The organism is Ruminococcus sp. 5_1_39BFAA (genome assembly GCF_964240875.1).
Lineage (GTDB): Bacteria > Bacillota > Clostridia > Lachnospirales > Lachnospiraceae > Blautia_A.
On record NZ_CAXSVO010000002.1, the window covers coordinates 432518 to 453286 of the forward strand.

17 protein-coding genes are annotated in these 20769 nt (G+C 45.9%); 12 read left to right on the forward strand and 5 right to left on the reverse strand.

What is annotated here, in order from left to right; translation table 11 throughout:
- The 6 genes from ACESZH_RS04740 to ACESZH_RS04765 all read left to right on the forward strand — a co-directional run bounded on the left by ACESZH_RS04740 (nucleotide 1) and on the right by ACESZH_RS04765 (nucleotide 8777).
- Nucleotides 1-1170 (forward strand): galactokinase, encoded by a 1170-nt coding sequence (locus ACESZH_RS04740; protein ID WP_373211905.1) that lies wholly within the window; start codon nucleotides 1-3, stop codon nucleotides 1168-1170.
- A gap of 22 nt (nucleotides 1171-1192) precedes the next feature.
- Nucleotides 1193-2683, forward strand: coding sequence for a UDP-glucose--hexose-1-phosphate uridylyltransferase (gene galT / locus ACESZH_RS04745; protein ID WP_373211904.1), 1491 nt, complete (start codon nucleotides 1193-1195; stop codon nucleotides 2681-2683).
- A gap of 206 nt (nucleotides 2684-2889) precedes the next feature.
- Nucleotides 2890-4614, forward strand: a complete 1725-nt coding sequence (locus ACESZH_RS04750; RefSeq protein ID WP_373211903.1) for an InlB B-repeat-containing protein — start codon at nucleotides 2890-2892, stop codon at nucleotides 4612-4614.
- A gap of 154 nt (nucleotides 4615-4768) precedes the next feature.
- Nucleotides 4769-6160 (forward strand): asparagine--tRNA ligase, encoded by a 1392-nt coding sequence (gene asnS, locus ACESZH_RS04755; protein ID WP_373211901.1) that lies wholly within the window; start codon nucleotides 4769-4771, stop codon nucleotides 6158-6160.
- A 14-nt stretch (nucleotides 6161-6174) separates the two neighbouring features.
- Nucleotides 6175-7227: an exonuclease SbcCD subunit D gene (locus ACESZH_RS04760; protein WP_373211899.1), complete on the forward strand. Its 1053-nt coding sequence runs from the start codon at nucleotides 6175-6177 to the stop codon at nucleotides 7225-7227.
- On the forward strand, nucleotides 7224-8777 hold the full coding sequence (locus tag ACESZH_RS04765) for an ATP-binding protein (protein WP_373211898.1): 1554 nt from the start codon (nucleotides 7224-7226) through the stop codon (nucleotides 8775-8777). The genes ACESZH_RS04760 and ACESZH_RS04765 overlap by 4 nt, the downstream gene beginning before the upstream one ends.
- Nucleotides 8778-9090: 313 nt before the next feature.
- Here ACESZH_RS04765 and ACESZH_RS04770 read toward each other — a convergent pair whose 3' ends face one another.
- The 4 genes from ACESZH_RS04770 to murC form a co-directional block, all read right to left on the reverse strand.
- On the reverse strand, nucleotides 9091-10272 hold the full coding sequence (locus ACESZH_RS04770; protein ID WP_373211896.1) for a ribose-phosphate pyrophosphokinase: 1182 nt from the start codon (nucleotides 10270-10272) through the stop codon (nucleotides 9091-9093).
- 3 nt (nucleotides 10273-10275) lie between these two features.
- On the reverse strand, nucleotides 10276-11262 hold the full coding sequence (locus ACESZH_RS04775; protein ID WP_373211894.1) for an ATP-binding protein: 987 nt from the start codon (nucleotides 11260-11262) through the stop codon (nucleotides 10276-10278).
- Nucleotides 11263-11306: 44 nt separating this feature from the next.
- Nucleotides 11307-12398 (reverse strand): DnaD domain protein, encoded by a 1092-nt coding sequence (locus tag ACESZH_RS04780; RefSeq protein WP_373211892.1) that lies wholly within the window; start codon nucleotides 12396-12398, stop codon nucleotides 11307-11309.
- Between the two features lie 298 nt (nucleotides 12399-12696).
- The gene (gene murC, locus ACESZH_RS04785; RefSeq protein ID WP_373211890.1) at nucleotides 12697-14076 is read right to left on the reverse strand and encodes a UDP-N-acetylmuramate--L-alanine ligase; all 1380 of its coding nucleotides are present in this window, start codon (nucleotides 14074-14076) and stop codon (nucleotides 12697-12699) included.
- 419 nt (nucleotides 14077-14495) lie between these two features.
- On the opposite strand from murC, the gene ACESZH_RS04790 reads away from it, so the two are divergent.
- From ACESZH_RS04790 to ACESZH_RS04805, 4 genes are all read left to right on the forward strand, one after another.
- The gene (locus tag ACESZH_RS04790; RefSeq protein ID WP_373211888.1) at nucleotides 14496-15773 is read left to right on the forward strand and encodes a glucose-1-phosphate adenylyltransferase; all 1278 of its coding nucleotides are present in this window, start codon (nucleotides 14496-14498) and stop codon (nucleotides 15771-15773) included.
- Nucleotides 15770-16888, forward strand: coding sequence for a glucose-1-phosphate adenylyltransferase subunit GlgD (gene glgD / locus ACESZH_RS04795; RefSeq protein WP_373211886.1), 1119 nt, complete (start codon nucleotides 15770-15772; stop codon nucleotides 16886-16888). Before ACESZH_RS04790 ends, glgD begins: the two co-directional genes overlap by 4 nt.
- Nucleotides 16889-16941: 53 nt before the next feature.
- Nucleotides 16942-17220, forward strand: coding sequence for a septation regulator SpoVG (gene spoVG, locus ACESZH_RS04800; RefSeq protein WP_373211884.1), 279 nt, complete (start codon nucleotides 16942-16944; stop codon nucleotides 17218-17220).
- Between the two features lie 273 nt (nucleotides 17221-17493).
- Nucleotides 17494-18750, forward strand: a complete 1257-nt coding sequence (locus tag ACESZH_RS04805; RefSeq protein WP_373211883.1) for a hypothetical protein — start codon at nucleotides 17494-17496, stop codon at nucleotides 18748-18750.
- A gap of 130 nt (nucleotides 18751-18880) precedes the next feature.
- On the opposite strand, the gene pduB is transcribed toward ACESZH_RS04805, so the two are convergent.
- Nucleotides 18881-19594 carry a microcompartment protein PduB gene (gene pduB / locus ACESZH_RS04810; protein WP_373211881.1) on the reverse strand — a complete coding sequence of 238 codons (714 nt, stop codon included), beginning with the start codon at nucleotides 19592-19594 and terminating at the stop codon, nucleotides 18881-18883.
- A gap of 182 nt (nucleotides 19595-19776) precedes the next feature.
- On the opposite strand from pduB, the gene ACESZH_RS04815 reads away from it, so the two are divergent.
- Together ACESZH_RS04815 and ACESZH_RS04820 are read left to right on the forward strand one after the other, a co-directional pair.
- Complete coding sequence (locus ACESZH_RS04815; protein WP_373211879.1) at nucleotides 19777-20337, forward strand: biotin transporter BioY; 561 nt, start codon at nucleotides 19777-19779, stop codon at nucleotides 20335-20337.
- The gene (locus tag ACESZH_RS04820; RefSeq protein WP_373211877.1) at nucleotides 20318-20746 is read left to right on the forward strand and encodes a DUF1284 domain-containing protein; all 429 of its coding nucleotides are present in this window, start codon (nucleotides 20318-20320) and stop codon (nucleotides 20744-20746) included. The genes ACESZH_RS04815 and ACESZH_RS04820 overlap by 20 nt, the downstream gene beginning before the upstream one ends.
- Nucleotides 20747-20769 lie beyond the last annotated feature (23 nt).

Sequence of the window (20769 nt, forward strand, 5' to 3'; positions counted from 1 at the left end):
ATGCAGAAAGAATTGATGAAAAAATTCCAGGAAGTTTACGGTGGTGAGGGTGATATCAGAGCCTACTTTGCACCGGGACGTGTAAACCTGATCGGGGAACACACGGATTATAACGGAGGCCATGTTTTCCCGTGTGCACTTACAATTGGCACATATGGCCTGGCAAGAAAAAGAGATGACAATAAGCTTCGTTTTTACTCCATGAATTTCTCAAAGCTGGGTGTTATCGAGTCCTCTTTGGAGGATCTGGTTCCTTCAGAAAAAGCCGGATGGACGAACTATCCGAAGGGAGTTATGTGGGCGTTCGAGAAACGGGGATATAAGCTGACAAGCGGCGTGGATTTCATGATCTATGGAAATATTCCAAATGGTTCCGGCCTTTCTTCCTCTGCATCTCTGGAGGTGCTTACAGGAACCATGCTGAAGGATATCTTTGAGATTGATGAGCTGACAATGCAGGATCTGGCTCTGATCGGACAGTATTCCGAGAATAATTTTAATGGCATGAACTGCGGTATTATGGATCAGTTCGCAAGTGCAATGGGCAAAAAGGGCTGCGCGATTTTCCTGGATACCAATACTCTGCATTATGAGTATGCTCCCGTACAGCTTGAGGATGCAAAAATCGTAATTACAAACAGCAAGGTAAAACACAGCCTCGTGGGTTCTGCCTATAACGACAGAAGAAATGAGAGCGAGACGGCATTAAAGGATTTGCAGAAGGTAATAGATGTGAAAACTCTTGGCGATTTAAGCGAGGAGGAATTTGAGGCCCATAAAGATGCTATCCAGGACCCAATCTGCCGGAAGCGTGCAAAACATGCTGTTTATGAGAACCAGAGAACCATTAAAGCTGTTCAGGCGTTAAAGGAAAATAATGTGGAAGAATTTGGAAAACTGATGAATGCTTCCCATGTATCCCTCCGTGATGACTATGAGGTTTCCTGTGAGGAAATCGATATCCTGGTTGATATGGCATGGCAGATCCCTGGAGTGATCGGTTCCCGTATTACAGGAGGCGGCTTCGGCGGCTGTACAGTAAGTATTGTGAAAAACGATGCGGTAGACAATTTTATTGAGACGCTCGGCGCAAAATATAAGGAGAAAGTAGGCCATGAGGCTGAATTCTATGTGGTAGAAATGGGAGATGGAGCTGGCAAATTGGCATAAATACGCAGAGGGAGAATGAATTATGTTTAATGAGAATATCAAAAAGCTGGTGCAGTATGGAATCGAGACAGGACTGACTCCTGTCTGTGAAAAGAATTATACCACAAACCTTCTTCTGGACGTTTTCAAAGAAGACGAGTATACAGAACCGGAGGAAGAGTATGCTAATATTGATTTAGAACAGGTCTTAAAGGAGCTTCTGGATGAAGCTGTGAGCCGCGGTTTAATTGAAGACAGCGTGGTCTACCGTGATTTATTTGACACCAGACTGATGAACTGCCTGATGCCCCGCCCGGCGCAGGTGCAGAAAACCTTCTGGGAAAAATACGAGAAAGACCCGGTTGAGGCTACCGACTATTTCTACAAATTAAGTCAGGACAGCGATTACATCCGCCGCTACCGCGTAATAAAGGACCAGAAATGGACCGTTGAAAGTGAATACGGCACCATTGATATCACCATCAATCTTTCAAAGCCGGAGAAGGACCCGAAAGCAATTGCAGCTGCTAAGCTTGCGAAGGCCAGCAGCTATCCCAAATGTCTTCTCTGTATGGAAAATGAAGGATATGCGGGACGGACCAATCATCCTGCAAGGGAAAACCACAGGATCATTCCAATCACGGTCAATGACAGTCCGTGGGGATTCCAGTATTCTCCGTATGTATATTACAATGAGCACTGCATCGTGTTTAATGGTCAGCATACCCCGATGAAAATCGAGCGGAACGCATTTGTGAAGCTGTTTGACTTTGTAAAAATGTTCCCGCATTATTTCCTGGGTTCCAATGCGGATCTGCCTATCGTCGGCGGCTCGATTTTAAGCCATGATCATTTCCAGGGCGGACATTATACGTTTGCTATGGCAAAAGCGGAGATCGAGAAGCCTGTAACGATCCCGGGCTACGAAGATGTGGAGGCAGGTATTGTAAAATGGCCTCTTTCCGTACTCCGTATCCGTCATAAGGATGAGAAGAGGCTGATTGATCTGGCAACGCATGTATTGGAGGCATGGAGAGGTTACACAGATGAGGAAGCATTTATTTTTGCTGAGACAGACGGTGAGCCGCATAATACCATTACTCCGATCGCACGCAAGAGAGGGGATCTGTTTGAACTGGATCTGACTCTGCGCAACAATATTACCACAGAGGAGAATCCGCTGGGTGTTTACCATCCTCATGCAAAGTATCATCATATTAAAAAAGAAAACATCGGTCTGATCGAGGTTATGGGACTTGCCGTTCTTCCCGCCAGACTGAAGGAGGAGCTGGAGCTTCTGGAAGAGTATATTCTGGAAGGAAAAGATATCTCTTCCAATGAAAAAATCGAGAAACATGCAGACTGGGTAAAGGAATTCCTGCCTAAATATGACCATCTTGACAAAGATAACATTCAGGAGGTTCTGCACAGAGAAGTAGGCGAGGTGTTTATCCACGTTCTGGAGGATGCTGGTGTGTATAAATGTACACCGGAAGGCAGAACTGCATTTATGCGCTTTATTGAGACATTATAATTGTAAAAATATGACAAAAATGGCATCCTCATAAAACATATAAGTAAAGAAATTGTAAAAAAATTATAAGAAATTCTTTACTTATGGTTGAAAGATAAAAATGTTTTCGTTATACTAAAGATGAACCGTGTTGCTGCCTGTATATATAGGATATAGGCAGCAGCGGGAATGTGAAAATGGAGAATATTTGAATCAGAGGAGTGTCTATGAAAAATGTGAAAAAAACGAAAAGAGGACGGATCTGGTGTGTGCTTCTGGCAGCGCTGTTGTTGGTGACAGGCATTCCATTCCCGCCGTCAGTTGCGGGTGTAGTTGGCGGAGTAGAAGACGTGGAGGCTGCCACAAGGTATGTATTGATCCGGTTCTGGGATAACGATGGAGCTACCAGTTATGGAACCCTGCGTATGAGGGCGAAGGCGGGAGAGGAAGTGGAGCTCCCGGCGGTTCCGGCAGTGTCCGGCTATACCAGCCTGGGCTGGGCTGTAAAAAAAGGCTCCTCTACAGTTTCGTATAAGGCGGGAGAGGAGATCACGGCAAATAAGAATCTGAGCCTGTATGCAGTACGCCGGAAGGCGTCATCCTGTACCGCGTCCTTTTATAATAACAAGGGAAAATCGAACACAGCCTTTAAGAAGCTGGCTGTAAAGACCACAAAAGGCTCCTACATTAAGCTTCCGGCGGTTCCGGAAGTAACAGGCTATGAGTGCGTGGGATGGACCACAAAGAAGGGCGCATCGACTCCGGTCTATAAGGCTGGAAAAAAGATAAAAATTACCAAAAACACGAAGTTTTATGCAGTCTATAAAAAGGTTGGGGTTTGCACGGTGAATTTTTATTTGTCCAATGGCAAAAGCAACTCAGCATATAAGAAGCTTGCCATGAAGGTGACGAAGCGGTCCCTGGTGATACTTCCATCTGTACCCGAAGCGAGCGGTTATGTGGGGCTGGGCTGGTCCACTGTGAAAAACAGCTCATCCAGAATATATAAGGCAGGGACAAAATACAGGGTTAAAAAGAATATGAAGTTCTATGCAGTCCGCGAGACTTCAGCAGCGGTAACTCTGTGCAAGAATGATGGTACGGTGTATAAAACCCTGAATGTAGGAAAAGGAAATTATCTTAGCCTTCCGTCTGTGGAAAGCGCATCAGGCTATACCTTTATGGGCTGGTCAACACAGCCGGGGCAGTCTGTGATGAAAACGGGTTCAGGCTATTACGAGGCAGGGGAGAAGATCCTGATAAACGGAGATACGAAGCTTTATGCTGTTGTATTTAACCGTTCCACAGAAACGAACCTGACAGAAACAGATATGCTGGAAGCCAACAGTTGGAGCCTGAAATATAAGCAGGTGATCTTTGTTGGGGACTCCAGAACAGAACGAATGAAGGAAACGCTGAATAAGCAGTTTGCGGCGGGAAGTACAGTAACGAGAAATGTGCAGTATGTTGCGAAAACAGGAATGGGATTAAACTGGCTGAAGAGTGATGGCTACAATGCGTTGATGGAAATTGTAAATCAGAATAGCAGCCTTCAGAAGCCTACAGCAGTTATTTTCAATCTTGGCATCAATGACCTGGCGAGCCTTCCTGAGTATCTGTCCTATATGAAAGAACTGGCAGGAACTCTTAAGGCAAAGAACTGTAAACTGTTCTATATGTCTGTGAACCCGGTAAACAGTAAGATGAATGAAAAAACCAATCACACTGTGAGACAAGAAGCAGATGTACGGCAGTTTAACAGCTATATTAAGAGCAATCTGCGACAGGATTATACCTTTATCGATACCTATTCCTGGCTGATGCAGACCGGCTACAGCACAGATGCGAATGCCTACGGTGTTGACACAGGTGTGGACGACGGACTGCATTACGGAACCAGAACGTATAAGAGAATTTATCACTATTGCCTGGACTTCCTTCAGAGCTTTTAATTAAAAGATTGCAATGCCCCTGTGCCGGGAACGGTGCAGGGGCATGTTGATACTCAGCGTATTTTTGTAAGAATACTCCTTGCACGAAGCACAGGAATAGTCTATACTATATAGAAACGAATTTTGGGAAAAACGAGGAGAAGAGGAATAGATTATGAATTTAACAACAGTAAAAGAGATTTATAAGGAACGGGAGAAATACCTGGACAAAGAAGTGACCGTAGGCGGCTGGGTACGCAGTGTCCGTGACTCTAAGACCTTTGGCTTCATCGTGCTTCACGACGGAACATTTTTTGAAACATTGCAGATTGTTTACCATGATACGATGGAGAATTTTGCCGAAATTTCCAAATTGAACGTGGGTGCTGCCATTATTGTAAAAGGAACACTGGTGGCTACTCCTCAGGCAAAGCAGCCTTTTGAGATCCAGGCAGATGAGGTTTGCGTAGAGGGAGCTTCCGCGCCGGACTATCCGCTGCAGAAAAAACGTCATAGCCTGGAATACCTGAGAACTATTACCCATCTGCGTTCCCGTACCAATACCTTCCAGGCAGTTTTCCGCGTACGTTCTCTCTGTGCTTATGCGATTCACAAATTTTTCCAGGAGAGAGGATTTGTGTATGTGCACACACCGCTGATCACAGGAAGCGACTGCGAGGGAGCAGGAGAAATGTTCCGTGTAACTACTCTGGATATGCAGAATCCGCCTGTAGATGACAAGGGCGCTGTGGACTACAGCCAGGATTTCTTTGGAAAAGAGACAAATCTGACTGTCAGCGGACAGTTAAACTGTGAAACCTTTGCCCAGGCATTCCGCAATGTTTATACCTTCGGACCTACCTTCCGTGCAGAAAACTCAAATACTACCCGCCATGCGGCAGAGTTCTGGATGATCGAGCCGGAGTGTGCGTTTGCAGATCTGGATGACAATATGGATCTTGCAGAGGCAATGCTGAAATATGTGATCCGCTATGTGCTGGAAAATGCACCGGAGGAGATGAATTTCTTCAATTCCTTTGTTGATAAAGGACTTTTGGACCGTCTGAACCATGTAATGAACTCCGAGTTCGGACGTGTAACCTATACGGAAGCTATTGAGATCCTGGAAAAGAATAACGATAAATTTGATTATAAGGTTTCCTGGGGCTGCGATCTGCAGACAGAGCATGAGCGTTACCTGACAGAGCAGATTTTCAAAAAACCAATCTTTGTTACCAATTATCCGAAGGAGATCAAGGCGTTCTATATGAAGCAGAACGAGGACGGAAAGACAGTAGCAGCTATGGATTGTCTTGTTCCGGGAATCGGAGAGATCATCGGAGGAAGCCAGAGAGAGGATGATTTTGACAAGCTGAAAGCGCGCATGGACGAGCTGGGCCTGAAGGAAGAGGACTATGGCTTCTACCTGGATCTGCGTAAATATGGATCAACCCGTCATTCCGGTTATGGTCTGGGCTTTGAGCGCTGCGTAATGTATCTCACAGGTATGGGTAACATCCGTGACGTGGTTCCGTTCCCGAGAACAGTGAATAACTGTGATTTATAATAAGGAGAATTTTCATGAGATTTATTCATCTTGCAGATGTACATCTGGGGGCAGTTCCTGACAGGGGCTGCCCGTGGAGCGAAAAGCGGGAGGGAGAGATCTGGGAAACATTCCGCCGGGTTATTGCGGGCATCCGTGAGAATCCGGTGGATTTGTTATTTTTAGCCGGAGATTTATTCCACCGCCAGCCTCTTTTGAGGGAATTAAAAGAAGTGAATTACCTGTTTTCCACCATCCCCGGGACGAGAGTGTATCTCATGGCGGGAAACCATGATTATATGAAGAAAGAATCTTTTTACCGGGATTTTGCCTGGGCAGAGAATGTAGTATTTTTCCAAAGCGAAAAGCTGACCTGTGTGAAGGATGAAAAGCTGGATGTATATGTATATGGCCTGAGCTATGAGCATCAGGAAATTACGGCGCCGCTATACGACAGCGCCCGCCCGGTGGAAGGAGAGGGTATTCACATTTTGATGGCGCATGGAGGGGATGAAAAGCATATTCCCATGAATGTGAGCGCTCTGAGTGCCGCTGGTTTTGATTATATTGCGATGGGGCATATCCATAAGCCGCAGGTGCTGCTGCGGGACATGGCGGCATATTCCGGGGCTCTGGAGCCTATTGACCGGAACGACCTGGGGCCTCACGGATACATTGAGGGACGGCTGGAGGGAGGGCGGCTTCGGACAGCCTTTGTGCCGTTTGCATCCAGGTCTTATGAGCAGATCCTTCTGGAAGTGGACGAGAATACAACTCAGCTTTCCATGGAGGAGGCGCTAAAAGAAAAGATTTACAAACAAGGCGGACTGAATATTTACCGGGTCATTCTTCAGGGATTCCGCGCACCGGAGCTTTTACTCATACCGGAAAGAGTGAAATCCTTTGGGAATGTGACAGAGGTACAGGATGAATCCAGACCAGCCTATGATCTGGAGGCTTTGCGCAAGCAGTACAGCGGTACGATCATCGGGGACTATATCACCTGGTTCCTGGAAAAGGACAGAAATATTGTGGAGGAGAAGGCGCTGTATTACGGCCTTCAGGCATTGTTGGAGACAAGTATATGATCTTAAAACGTTTGACAATAAAGAATTTCGGCAAAATCCATGAAAAGACGCTGGAGCTTTCTCCTGGAATTAATGTACTCTATGGAGAAAACGAGAGCGGTAAAACAACGACACATACCTTTGTGCGCAGTATGCTGTATGGTATTACCAGGCAGCGGGGCAGAGCAGCGAAAAACGATATCTATGCCCGATACGAGCCATGGGAGAACCCGGCAAATTACGGCGGAACGATCTGGTTTGAAAGCCAGGGAAAAAACTACCGTCTTACCAGAAACTTTTACAAAGAAAACCAGACCGCTGAACTGCTCTGTGAGGACGATGGAGAGCTAATGTCCGTAGAAAACGGTGACCTTGACAAAATACTGGGAAATGTGAGCGAGGCTGTCTATGACAACACCGTTTCCGTGGCACAGTTAAAAAGCGTAACAGGTGCAGACCTGGCAAAAGAACTGGAAAATTATATGGCAAGCTATCAGGGAACCGGAGACAGCTCTGTGGACCTTGGACGTGCCATGCAGATGCTGAAAATGTCCCGCAAGGGCTTTTCTGTGCAGCAGGAAAAACGGCGCAGAGAAGTGCAGAAGGAACAGGAAAAGCTCTCTGCCAAAATGGAATATCTGAGCCAGGAGCTGAATGAGCTGAAAACCCGCCAGAGCAAGGTGGCAGAAAAAGAAGAAAACCTTCAGATAAAACCAGGAGATGACAGTGCTCTGGAGTTGATCGAGGAAAAACTGAAAAGTGTACAGAATAAGAAGCTGGGTCTGACCATTGCAGTTTTAATTGCTGTTGCAGTGGGGCTGGTTGGGGTCTTTGGTCGTACCAGGTCCACCGATATGCTATCCAGAGTTGGCCTGGATCTGTGCATGATACTGGCTGTGGGAGTGATCATCTACTATTTCAGTGCCCGGAGAAAACTGGTCCGCGAGCTGACCCGCCAGAAAAAGCTGAAGGCCCGCTGGCTCTCACAGCAGGAAAAACTAAAATGGAACAGAGAAACCCTGCAGGAAGCCTATGAAGAAAAACGCACAGACTTCACAAACCTTCAAAACGAATACAGAGAATATGAGTCTGAAACCTACCTGCCCGCCCCGGAAGACACCGAAATCCAGGCGCTGGACCTTGCAATGGACACCATCCAGGCGATTTCCGGAAACATTCACCGCCAGTTGGGCCGCCGTCTCCGCCAGCGCACCTCCAGAATCCTGAAGGAAATCACAGGAGGCCGCTACCAGGAAGTCTTCATGGACAAAGACCTTCATCTAACCGTCAATACCCCTGAACGGAGCATCCCCGCAGAACGTCTCAGCCGCGGAACCATGGAACAGGTCTACTTCGCCCTGCGAATGGCCTCCGGCGACCTCCTCTGCGGACAAAACATTTTCCCTGTAATCCTGGACGACATCTTCGGCATGTACGACGAAGACCGCCTAACCTCCGTCCTCCACTGGCTAGAATCCCAAAACCGCCAGGTAATCATCAGCACCTGCAACAAACGCGAAATGCAAATACTAGACAAAGAAGGAATCCCCTACCAAAAACTAACCCTCTAGCCTGACACAATAACACATCGCTGTAGCCCGGCACTATACTTCTCTGCCTGGTTTGCTTGCATTATATCGAGCCATCACAACTCACTGCTATAGACTACCAATGAGCGATGAACATGCCCGTCAATACCACCTATAGCTCTCCAAATCAAAAACCGGGAATGGATCCCAAACAATCCATCCCCGGTTCTAAATTTCATCCCTTAAAACCTTCAAAAACTTATATCTTATGTCAACGAAGCCGCACGCCCAAGCGGGCCAAAAGGGGGAGCGCGAGGGGGAATGCGGCCTTCGCTCTCCGAGCTTTCCCCCTCGCTTACCTATATTGCTCCATATAAGTATTCACACAACGTTTAATCCTATCCACCGGATTCAACAAATGACTAACCGACATATCATGATTCAAAGTATCAATAATCAACGCAATATACTTGCTCATATCGCAATTGATATAATACGGCCGCTCCAAAAGCTCCGGAGACTGGTAAACAAGATTAGTAGTCAACACCTTGTCAAACACACCCTGCTCATGAGCCTCATCAAATTTCTTAAGCCCATCCGTAAAAAGTCCAAAAGTAGAACAAATATAAATTCTGCCCGCGCCTCTCTCTTTCAAAAGAGAAGCAATCTGCAGCACGGTCCCTCCGGAAGAAATCATATCATCCACCAGGATCACATCCTTGCCTGCAAGCTTCGGCCCAAGGAACTCATAAGCCGCAATCGGATGCCGTCCATTTACCACCTTGGAGTAGTCAAGCCGCTTATAATACATTCCCATATCCACCCCAAGGATATTTGCCAGATAAATAGCCCTGCTCATACTGCCTTCATCCGGGCTGATGATCATAAAATGCTCATTATCAATATGGAGCCCTTCTTCATGGTTCAGCAATGCCTTAATAAACTGATAAGACGGCTGAACTGTTTCAAACCCATGGAGCGGCGTAGCATTCTGAATACGCGGATCATGAGCATCAAAGGTGATAATATTTTCTACCCCCATACTGATGAGCTCATGAAGTGCAGTTGCACAGTCCAGAGATTCTCTTCCGATACGCTTACTTTGACGCCCCTCATAAAGATAAGGCATGATCACATTTACACGGCGCGCTTTTCCGCCAATTGCGCCAATTGCACGCTTTAAATCCTGAAAATGATCATCCGGGGACATCAAATTCGTATACTTTCCAATGGAATATGTCATGCTGTAGTTGCATACATCAACAAGAAGATAAATATCATCGCCGCGAACAGATTCTGAAATAACACACTTACCTTCGCCGGAACCAAAACGGGGAGTTTGTATATTGATGGTATAGGAATCTCTCTGATAACCTTCAAAAGCAAAAGAATCCATTTCCGGATGCTTACGCTCATGACGCCATTGAATCAGCCATTCGTTTACATGCTGCCCCAAATCCTTACAGCTCTCCAAAGGAATTAATCCCAGTCTTCCTACAGGAAGTGTTGTTAAATCTTTTGTAGTTGCCTGTGCCATGCTTTATTTTCCTCCTAAAAATATTTTCTGTATTCGAATATCCTTTCCAAACAGCTTCACCATGCGGTAGCTGCTGGCAATGCGGGAAAATGTTCTCTCAGAATAGGTTGCTGAGAAATCTTCCAATTTCAAATTCGTAGAAATAATCGTAGACTTTCTGCGCATGATCCTTTCGTTAATGCACAAAAACAACTGGGAAGAGACAAAGCTGTTCGTAAGTTCTGTTCCCAGGTCATCAATGATCAGCAGATCACAGTCGTAAATAAAATCTTCCCCGGTGGGGGAGTCCTTTTTGGAAAAAGTGTTTCCGGCCAGCATATCAAAAAAATCAAAGGCCGAAAAATACAGCACGCAGTGAGCCGATTCCAGCAGGTCATGTGCAATACAGTGGGAAAGGAAAGTTTTGCCTACCCCGGTATCTCCATATAGAAAAAGGTTATCAAAGGAGTTATCGAAATTCTTTACAAAATCCTTCGCCGTCTCATGTGCGCGCCGCGCCGTTTCCAGAGCGGACAGTCCAGTTGACTCATTTGTTATTGTATCAGAATAAAAGTCAAATGAAAAGTGGTCAAAGTTTTCTTTTTGAAGAATTTCTCTTAAATTTGACTGGGTATAGAGAAGTTCAATCTCTGCCCTCTTAAAACAGGAGCATTTTTGGCTTCCCACATATCCGGTATCCTGACAGAGAGGACAGTCATAAGGCTGTTCCAGATAATCGGCAGAATAGCCGTTTGACACAAGCAGTGCCGTGCGCTCCTGGGAAAGCAGGGAGATGGAAGCCTTCAGATCCTCCATTCCGGAATCCTGTCTGTTAATGAGGGACCGGGCTTTTGCTGCGCTTAAGGTGGCAACCTCCTCATCAATCTCCCGGAGCCTGGGAAGCCTTGTGTAAGCTTCCCGTTGGTGTTCCTCCAGAGTGCGGCGGTTTTTTGCCTGCCTGCGATTGTATTCCCTCATAATGGTATCATATTGAAAATTTTGTAAAGGCACGGTAAGTCTCCTTTTAAGGCGTTTTGCAGCTTTGTGCAGGTGTTTTACTGGTTCAGAAGCCGTTTTTCATATTCATCAAAGTCGTAATCCCTTTGATGGAAATTATTAAAACGGTTGGGTGTTTTGGGTGCAGGCGTGCGGTTTGCGGTGCGCTCCTGCTTGCGCTTCTGGTGCTGGGCATCCAGAACATTGATATCCTGCAGGGTTTTCACTCCTTTTTTCAGCCAGCCGGACAGGATCTTGTCCGCATATTGAAAGCTGGGCTGTCCGGTCTGCATGACCGTGCGGGTACATGCCTCCTGAATAAGCTCCATGGAAAAACCGTAATCCTTAAGCCAGACATTCATGATGGAAATTTCTGAGTCAACGGGATTTCGGTTGCTGATACCCATGGATTTTAAAATCGTAAAATAATCTTTGCCGTAGCGCGAGGTAGAATCCTTTGCCATTTCCACAGTGGAAATCCCATCCTGTGCCCATGCAAAAGCCACAGTTTCGATATAGCGCATACTTTTGTGACCCCGTCCAACACAATATTCAATGAGATAGTCGATCAGGTCCACGGACATTTTAAGTTCATCATAGAAAAACAGGATTTTCTGAATCTCCGTAGGAGTCAGGGCTTTGCCAAGATACTGTTCTGCTATGTAAAGAAGCTGGACGATCTCTTCGTTTTGCTTCAGCTCCCGTACACGGTCCGGGGTAAGGGTTTTCTTTGCCGGTTTGGGGTCCGGGTTTTTTGCGGTCGGTGAGGGTTGTAGCGGTGCAGCGGCGGTCACGGAAGCTTCCGGAGATATTACAGGAGAAACAGAGACTGCCTCCTGTGGAACAGCAGGGGAGGTCTGCGCCGGATTGCAAAGTGCGATCTGTTCGGGATCTCCGTCTGCACGGCAGCGGAGCTTAAGGAGCTGTTCCTTTTCCCAATATTTCAGGGCGCGCAGAATATCCCCCTCCGTACAAAGCAGACGGTCAGCCATCTGCTCCAGACTAAAAGAGGCATTATTGTCCCCAAGCATCCGCAGGAGATAAATGTATACTTTTACAAACTCTCCGTTTGCTCTGGGCATATAGTGGTCGATAAATGTATTGGATAAGGCGGTAACCTCCGAGGGGGAGGTATTATATAAAGTAATCATACTTATGCTAAAACCTCGCTTTTTTGACTATCTTGGATTATAACACAACCCTTTTTAAAAGAGAATAGGTGATTTTGCAATGGGAGTTCTTCCACATTTCAATGTGGATAATGTGGATAATGTGGAAAGCAGGTTGCGAATAATGGTTATGAGAAACCACGGAATGTAAGAAAATTGTAAGATTATCGCAATTTTTGGGTGAGGTTTGTGTCGAATTATGTTAAGTGCATTATGCACAAAAAAATCCACATGCTTTCCACGAAAAAAATGTGTATAAGCATGTGGATAATGTGGATAACTATTTTCCGAGAAGGTGTTCTCCAATATTTACAACGTCTCCCGCCCCCATAGTTATCAACAGGTCACCCTGTGTACAACTTTTTAATAAAAAGTTTTCAATTTCATCGAAGGTGGAAAAGTATTCGCAGGGAGTGCCGAGTTCCTGAATTTTTTTCTGCACATCCTGAGAAGAGATACCGATGGTATTTGTCTCTCTGGCAGCATAAATGTCAGCCAGGACTACGTGGTCAGCCAGTGTCAGAGCCTGTGCAAACTCAGGCAGAAGCGCCTTTGTACGGGTGTAGGTGTGGGGCTGGAACACGCACCAGACTTTTCCATGGGGATAATTTTTTGCTGCCTGGAGAGTTGCCTGGATCTCTGTGGGATGATGGGCGTAATCGTCAATGATGGTAACGCCTGCCACCTCTCCTTTGTACTGAAAACGGCGTTCCGTTCCCGTGAAGCTTCCAAGACCTTTTGCAATGGTGTCATTGGAGATACCAAGAAGCTGAGCCAGGGCAATGGCGGCCAGGGCATTGGACACATTGTGGATACCCGGCACCTTCAGATAAAAGTTTCCGGCTTTCTTGCCGTCTTTTATTACCGTGAAGGAGGCGTGACCGTATTTGTCATAAGTGATGTCGGCTGCCTGATACTGTGCCTGGTTTTCCAGACCATAAGTAATGATCTTGCAGGGCAGGTCTTTGGTGATCTCTTCATACCGGGGTGTGTCTGCGTTGATGATCAGCGCGCCATCGGAAGGAAGAAGCTCTGCAAAGTGCCGGAAGGAATGACGGATGTCATCCAGGTCTTTAAAAAAGTCAAGATGGTCTGCATCGATATTCAGGATAATGCTGATTTTTGGGAAAAAGCTTAAAAAGCTGTTTGTATACTCGCAGGCTTCGGTGACAAAGGTTTCGGACTGGCCTACACGGATATTTCCGCCGATGGTGGGGAGAATTCCACCTACACTGATGGTTGGATCACAGTTACCCTCCAGAAGGATCTGGGAAATCATAGAAGTGGTTGTGGTTTTTCCGTGGGTTCCGGAGACTGCGATGGGTGTCTCATAATTGCGCATGATCTGTCCGAGAAGCTGTGCACGAGTCAGCATAGGGATGCCTTTCTCCACAGCACAGGCAAATTCCGGGTTATCAGGGTGGATGGCGGCAGTATAAACTACAACCTCCACATCATCACCGATGTTAGAAGCGCGTTGTCCGTAAAAAATCTTCGCGCCTTTTTGGGCCAGTGAATCTGTGAGCGGGCTTTCCTTAGCATCTGAGCCGGAAATGATAAAATCTTCTCCCAAAAGGATTTCGGCCAGACCGCTCATGCTGATTCCGCCGATTCCAATGAAATGGATATGGAGCGGCTTCTGAAAGTTTATCTGATACATAACGAATAATCTCCTTAGTTAATTATGTAATGATTTGTTACATTATACCCCGAATGATTGGAAATGAAAAGAGTTTCTTTTTTAACTGCAAAAGGCAAATGACACAATGAATAGTGTCGGAAAAAACAAATAAATGTATAAATTAGACAAATGAAATAGAAAATGTTAATAATTTGTCAAAAAAACATAGGCAATAGCCATAAAAAAAATAAAATTTGAGAAAATTAATTGTAAAAAATGTTCACGAATCAAGTAAAGTATGGTATAATATGAGCACTTAGTGAATGCAAGCCGTAGGTGCAGCATAAACTTAGTGAGAATAACTGAGCCAGTTCGAGGGCACTGAAAGAGAAAACATCAAAAATGCCTGATTCAGTGAGTCGGACTTCCTTAAATAACTTACAACAAGAGGTGATTGCATGATTAAGAAAGAAATGATTGCCATGCTTTTAGCCGGCGGCCAAGGCAGCAGACTGGGAGTACTGACAGAAAAAGTGGCCAAGCCAGCGGTAGCCTTTGGCGGAAAATACCGCATCATAGATTTCCCGCTTAGCAACTGTATCAATTCCGGTATTGATACGGTGGGAGTTTTGACACAGTACCAGCCTCTTCGCCTGAATACTCATATTGGAATCGGAGTTCCCTGGGATCTGGACAGAAATGAGGGCGGTGTAACAGTACTTCCGCCATATGAAAAAAGCACAAACAGCGAGTGGTATACAGGAACTGCTAATGCTATCTTCCAGAATATGGATTACATGGAACAGTATAATCCGGATTATGTGCTTATTTTATCCGGCGACCATATTTATAAGATGGATTACGAGGTTATGCTTGATTTCCATAAGGCGAACAAAGCGGATGTCACCATTGCATGTATGCCGGTTCCCATTGAGGAGGCAAGCCGTTTCGGAATCATGGTAACGGATGACGCCAGCCGCATCACAGAGTTTGAGGAAAAGCCGGAGCACCCCAGCAGTAATCTGGCTTCCATGGGTATCTATATTTTCAGTTGGCCTGCTTTAAAGGAAGCTTTGTATGCACTGAAGGATCAGAATAGCTGTGATTTCGGAAAGCATATCCTTCCGTACTGCAAGGAGCGGAACGAACGTCTTTTTGCTTATGAGTATAACGGCTATTGGAAGGATGTAGGAACACTTGGCTCTTATTGGGAAGCCAATATGGAGTTGATAGATATTATTCCGGAATTTAATCTTTATGAGGAATTCTGGAAAATTTATACAAAGGGCGATATCATTCAGCCGCAGTATATTTCGGCAGACGCTGTTTTGGACCGGTGTCTGATCGGAGAAGGCTCTGAGATTTACGGAGAGGTACATAACTCCGTGATCGGTCCGAATGTTGTCATTGGCAAAGGAAGCGTTGTGAGAAATTCCATTATCATGCGCAACACGACTGTCGGTGAAGGCGTTGTGATGGATAAATCCATCATTGCGGAGGATGTTACCATAGGAAATCATGTGGTCCTGGGCTGCGGCGAGGAAGTGCCTAATGTTTTAAAACCAGCAGTTTATTCTTTTGGAATTGCTACCGTAGGTGAGCGGTCCGTTATTCCCGATAATGTAAAGATCGGCAAGAATACGGCTGTCTCCGGTGTTACCACACAGTCAGATTATCCTGGCGGATGCCTGGAAAGCGGACAAGTAATTGCAGCAAAGGACGGTGACAAAGCATGAGAGCAATCGGTATTATTTTAGCCGGCGGAAACAATAACCGCATGAGAGAATTATCAAACAAGAGAGCCATCGCTGCAATGCCCATTGCAGGCAGCTACAGAAGTATTGACTTTGCGTTAAGCAACATGGCGAATTCCCATATTCAGAAGGTCGCAGTGCTGACCCAGTATAATGCGCGTTCCTTAAACGAACATTTAAGCTCATCGAAATGGTGGGATTTCGGCAGAAAGCAGGGAGGACTTTTCGTATTCACTCCTACGATCACTAAGGACAACAGCCTTTGGTATCAGGGTACGGCAGATGCCATTTACCAGAATCTTTCCTTTTTGAAAAACAGCCATGAGCCGTATGTGGTGATCGCATCAGGCGATGGTATTTATAAGCTTGATTATAATAAGGTTCTGGAATACCATATTGCAAAGCGTGCGGATATCACAGTTGTATGTACTGCATGCCGTGACCAGAGCGAGGTAGAGCGTTTCGGCGTACTTCGTATGAATGAGGACTGCAGGATCGAGGAGTTTGAGGAAAAACCCATGGTTTCCCCGTACAATACTGTTTCAACCGGTATTTACGTTATCCGCAGAAGACAGTTGATCGAGCTGATCGAGAAAGCAGCTTCTGAGGGACGCAACGACTTTGTTCGGGATATTCTCATCCGTTATAAAAATCTTAAGAGAATCTATGGTTATAAGATTGATACCTATTGGAGCAATATTTCTACCGTGGATGCTTATTACAAAACAAATATGGCTTTTCTTGAGCCGGAAATCCGTAACTATTTCTTTAAGCAGGAGCCTGCCATCAAGACAAAGATAGATGACCTGCCTCCGGCTAAGTACAATCCCGGCGCCAGCGTGAAAAACAGCCTGATTTCCAGCGGCTGTATCATCAACGGCGTGGTGGAGAATTCTGTTTTATTCAGAGATGTATTTGTGGGAAATAATTGTGTAATTAAGAATTCCGTTATTCTGAATGATGTATACTTGGGGGATAATACACATATTGAAAACTGCATTGTAGAGAGCCGGGATACCATCCGGGCGAACTCTTATTACTGCGGCGAAGGAGAGGTTAAGATCGTCGTGGAAAAAAATGAACGGTACGTATTATAATTTATCATAAAATTCCACAAAATACGTAGGCGAAAAGGAAAGGGGCAGCAAAAATGAATATTACAGATGTACGTGTGAGGAAGGTTGCAAAGGAAGGCAAGATGAAGGCTGTAGTCTCCATCACCATTGATGACGAGTTTGTGGTGCATGACATTAAGGTGATCGAGGGAGAAAAAGGGTTGTTTATCGCGATGCCGAGCCGCAAGGCTACGGATGGTGAGTACCGTGATATCGCCCATCCCATCAACTCTGCTACACGGGACAGGATTCAGACGATTATTCTGGACAAATATCAGGAAGTGATGGCAGCAGAAGAGGAAGCTGCTGAATAAATGCCGAACTAAAACGAAAAAAGTGCCTGCATTCTGCGGAAACTACGCGGGGTGCAGGTACTTTTTTCGTTTCAAAAGAAAGTAAGCTATTTTGTTCCGCGTGAAGATTTGTTGAACTTTCCTTGGAAACAAAAAACGCAGCTTACGCTGCGAGGCTACGGAGGTCAAAGAATTGGAAAATTACACAATTGTTACGAAAGTTAAATAAAAGTGTTGATTTTTTTAAGAGATGTGTTATACTTGACCTACAAAAAGTAATGAGGAGTTTATAATATGAAAAATAGAGGAGTTTTTTCATTACTGCTTGCAGGACTGTTGACCATCTCTACGGTGACCAGCGTTTATGCAACAGTCACGGAGGAGCAGATTGCAGACATGCAGGCACAGAAGAGTGCAGCTCAGGCGGAGCTGGCTCAGACACAGGGCAATATCAGCAGTCTGGAGTCTAAAAAGCAGGAGCTGGAAAACTATTTAGCAGAATTAAATACACAGTACAATGACTTGACCAACAGCGTCGCAGAACTGGGGATCCAGGCTGCCCAGAAGGAGGACGAGCTGAAGGCGCTTAAGAAAGAACTGAAAAAGGCAAAGAAAACCTCCAAAAAACAGTATGAGGATATGAAGAAGCGCATCGTCTATATGTACGAGCGGGGAGGGGCTTCCATGCTGGAGCTGCTTCTTTCTTCCAAAAGCCTTGTGGAATTTTTGAATCGTGCGGAAAATATTTCGCAGATTTCTAAGTACGACAGAGATATGCTGAAAAAATATGAGGACTTGCAGGCAAGCATCAAAGCGCAGGAGCAGACGGCGGAAGAGGAAGCTCAGGAAATCGACACGCTGCTGAAGGAACGTTCTGCTAAACAGCAGGAAGTACAGGTGATGGCGGCAAACACAAGCTCCAATATCCAGTCCTACATAAACCAGATCAGCGCAAGTCAGGAGGAGATAAGCTATCTGAATGCGCAGATCAGCAGTGCGGATAACAGTATTTCCAGCCTGATGCAGCAGGCCGCGGCAGAACAGGCGGCAGAGGAAGCAGAGCAGGAATACGACGATTTTGATCCGGATGAGGATACTACGGAATCATCCAGCAGTTCTACAAGCAGTGTTATTGTGGTGGAAGAAGTAAGTGAGGAGGACTACGGAAGCTCTGATCCTGGTTATGAGGAGAGTGTTTCCGAATACACGGAAGCAGATTCCGCAGACAGCGGCAGCTATGATTCCTCTGCTGATGGGGGGAGCTCTTCCGGCGGTACTTATCTTGGAAATTTCGTGTTGACTGCATACTGCAATTGTGCCCAGTGCTGCGGAACAGCAGGAAACCTTACTGCCAGCGGAACGGTTCCGACTGCCGGACGGACGGTGGCAATGGCGGGAGTTCCTTTTGGAACACAGCTTTCCATTAATGGGAATGTTTATACAGTGGAGGATTTAGGAACTCCATATGGACATGTGGATATTTATTTTGGAAGCCATTCCGAGGCATTAAGTTTCGGGCTGCAATACGCAGATGTATATCAGTTAAATTAAAACAGAATATTTTACGAAAGAGACAGGGTGCTATAAGATGCGGGTAACACATTTTACAACACCCTGTTTGATTTGCGCTAAAGGCAAAGCATGTACTTTATTTCTGCCACTGTTCGGCGAGGAAATCAGATTAAAGATAAGGAGTTCCGGGAATATAAGGGTAGCTGCCCATTCCGATCAAAAGCTCCAGACCGATCTGGCGGGCTTCCAGGACAGCTTCTTTTACAGCGCTGGCATCTCCGGTGATGGCGAGGATCACTTCATTGGAATGACTGGTGCCAAGACTGGGAGTCATATATCGGGTGATATGTACAGCAGAAGCTTTCATTGCGGTATCTGCCATGACCAGTCCGATTGCAGCAGGGGAGCCGGCCATAAACCCGAATGCTTCACCGGGAACTGCATGAAAACCCATTTGCAAAGCTGCGCCTGCATTGGCAGAGTAAGCAAATTCCAGGTGGCCTGATTCGCTGATGTAAAGTTCTCCTGCATATTTATTCGTAAGCTCCAAAGCCAGCTCAATGGCATGGCGGACGTCAGAGACATCATTTCCGCCAAGAACGATATAATTTCCATGACCGCCCCACCCCTTTGTATCCCGCGGGAAATCGATGGATAAAACTTCCGTGTTGGTAGCCTTTACCGCATCATCAATGGCGGTGATCTGTCCGGCTGCGCCGGTGCGGGAGCTGAAAAGCCCGAGGGAGTGATATTTAGTACCCACATTCATCTCTTTCAGAAGCGTGTCATCCACGCCGGAGATTACCAGCCCTATGGTGTCCAGAACGGCGGTACCCACAAATTCCGTGCGCGTACATTTGGTGCTGATGCTTTTCACATCCATGAAAAATTCCTCCGTGTTTTGCATTTATAAACAGTTTACCATTATCGGAGGGATTTTAAAAGATTTAATGTAAAGATTTTGAGAAAATAATTGTAAACCTTTTAATAGCAACTGGTTGACAATTGAGGGCGGGTGTGCTAGAGTGTACCAGTAAAGAAGTTTAGAAGCGAGGAGAATAGAGTATGAGTACAGTAGCAGCAACAAAAAGTAAAACTTATGACATGGCGTACATAGCTATTTTTGCAGTGCTTATGGCAGTATGTTCCTGGATTTCCATTCCGACTACGGTACCTTTTACCCTGCAGACTTTTGGCGTCTTCATGGCAGTAGGCATTCTGGGAGGAAAAAGAGGGACTTTGTCCGTGTTGGTTTACATTCTTCTGGGAGCTATCGGGGTTCCGGTTTTTGCTGGCATGAGCGGAGGAATCGGTATTATTCTGAACAACACAGGAGGATACATTGTAGGCTTTCTGCTTTCCGCACTGATCATGTGGGGAATGGAGAAGCTTTGGGGCAAAAAGCCTGTTGTCCAGATCATTTCCATGGTTATTGGACTGGCTGCATGCTATGCCCTGGGGACCATCTGGTTTATGATGGTTTATACTAGGAATACGGGTGCAGTAGGCCTTGGAACTGTTCTGGGATGGTGTGTCATTCCGTTTATTATCCCGGATCTTGTTAAGATTGCCCTTGCATTTGTTTTATCCCGGAGATTGCGCAAGTATGTGCCAATCCAGCAGTAAAAAAGGTCAGGCATATCCCATTCGCCCTCATCATGGGATGTGTCTGGCTTATTTTATAGGAAATGGTTACAGCAGCGGATTTACAGCACATATGCGGGAAATCCTGGATGTTTTTATGAGGGATGCAGAAGTCAGGCTTGTTGTGCAGACAGATGAAATTTGCAGCGCCTGTCCTAATAGCCGGGAGGGAAGTTGCCTGACACCGGAAAAGGTAGAGAAATATGACAGGGCCGTGTTGGAAGCCTGCGGCGCAGAAGAAGGACAGGAGATGACTTTCCTGGAATTTGCAGCAGCCGTGCAGGAAAAGGTGATCTCTGCGGGAAAGCGTTTGGAAATCTGCGGGGACTGCCAGTGGAATGAAATCTGCCGGGAACAGCTAAGCCGCTGGGAAAATATTACAATATCATAAAGGGAAAGTTACAGGATTTTTTG

What these genes read in the sequence shown, in the direction of transcription:
- ACESZH_RS04790 (WP_373211888.1), top strand. Translation starts at nt 14,496, where the DNA reads ATGATTAAGAAAGAAATGATTGCCATGCTTTTAGCCGGCGGCCAAGGC.
- murC (WP_373211890.1), bottom strand. Translation starts at nt 14,076, where the DNA reads ATGTATCAGATAAACTTTCAGAAGCCGCTCCATATCCATTTCATTGGA.
- glgD (WP_373211886.1), top strand. Translation starts at nt 15,770, where the DNA reads ATGAGAGCAATCGGTATTATTTTAGCCGGCGGAAACAATAACCGCATG.
- ACESZH_RS04760 (WP_373211899.1), top strand. Translation starts at nt 6,175, where the DNA reads ATGAGATTTATTCATCTTGCAGATGTACATCTGGGGGCAGTTCCTGAC.
- ACESZH_RS04805 (WP_373211883.1), top strand. Translation starts at nt 17,494, where the DNA reads ATGAAAAATAGAGGAGTTTTTTCATTACTGCTTGCAGGACTGTTGACC.
- ACESZH_RS04750 (WP_373211903.1), top strand. Translation starts at nt 2,890, where the DNA reads ATGAAAAATGTGAAAAAAACGAAAAGAGGACGGATCTGGTGTGTGCTT.
- asnS (WP_373211901.1), top strand. Translation starts at nt 4,769, where the DNA reads ATGAATTTAACAACAGTAAAAGAGATTTATAAGGAACGGGAGAAATAC.
- ACESZH_RS04820 (WP_373211877.1), top strand. Translation starts at nt 20,318, where the DNA reads ATGTGCCAATCCAGCAGTAAAAAAGGTCAGGCATATCCCATTCGCCCT.
- galT (WP_373211904.1), top strand. Translation starts at nt 1,193, where the DNA reads ATGTTTAATGAGAATATCAAAAAGCTGGTGCAGTATGGAATCGAGACA.
- ACESZH_RS04740 (WP_373211905.1), top strand. Translation starts at nt 1, where the DNA reads ATGCAGAAAGAATTGATGAAAAAATTCCAGGAAGTTTACGGTGGTGAG.
- ACESZH_RS04770 (WP_373211896.1), bottom strand. Translation starts at nt 10,272, where the DNA reads ATGGCACAGGCAACTACAAAAGATTTAACAACACTTCCTGTAGGAAGA.
- ACESZH_RS04765 (WP_373211898.1), top strand. Translation starts at nt 7,224, where the DNA reads ATGATCTTAAAACGTTTGACAATAAAGAATTTCGGCAAAATCCATGAA.
- ACESZH_RS04815 (WP_373211879.1), top strand. Translation starts at nt 19,777, where the DNA reads ATGAGTACAGTAGCAGCAACAAAAAGTAAAACTTATGACATGGCGTAC.
- ACESZH_RS04780 (WP_373211892.1), bottom strand. Translation starts at nt 12,398, where the DNA reads ATGATTACTTTATATAATACCTCCCCCTCGGAGGTTACCGCCTTATCC.
- pduB (WP_373211881.1), bottom strand. Translation starts at nt 19,594, where the DNA reads ATGGATGTGAAAAGCATCAGCACCAAATGTACGCGCACGGAATTTGTG.
- spoVG (WP_373211884.1), top strand. Translation starts at nt 16,942, where the DNA reads ATGAATATTACAGATGTACGTGTGAGGAAGGTTGCAAAGGAAGGCAAG.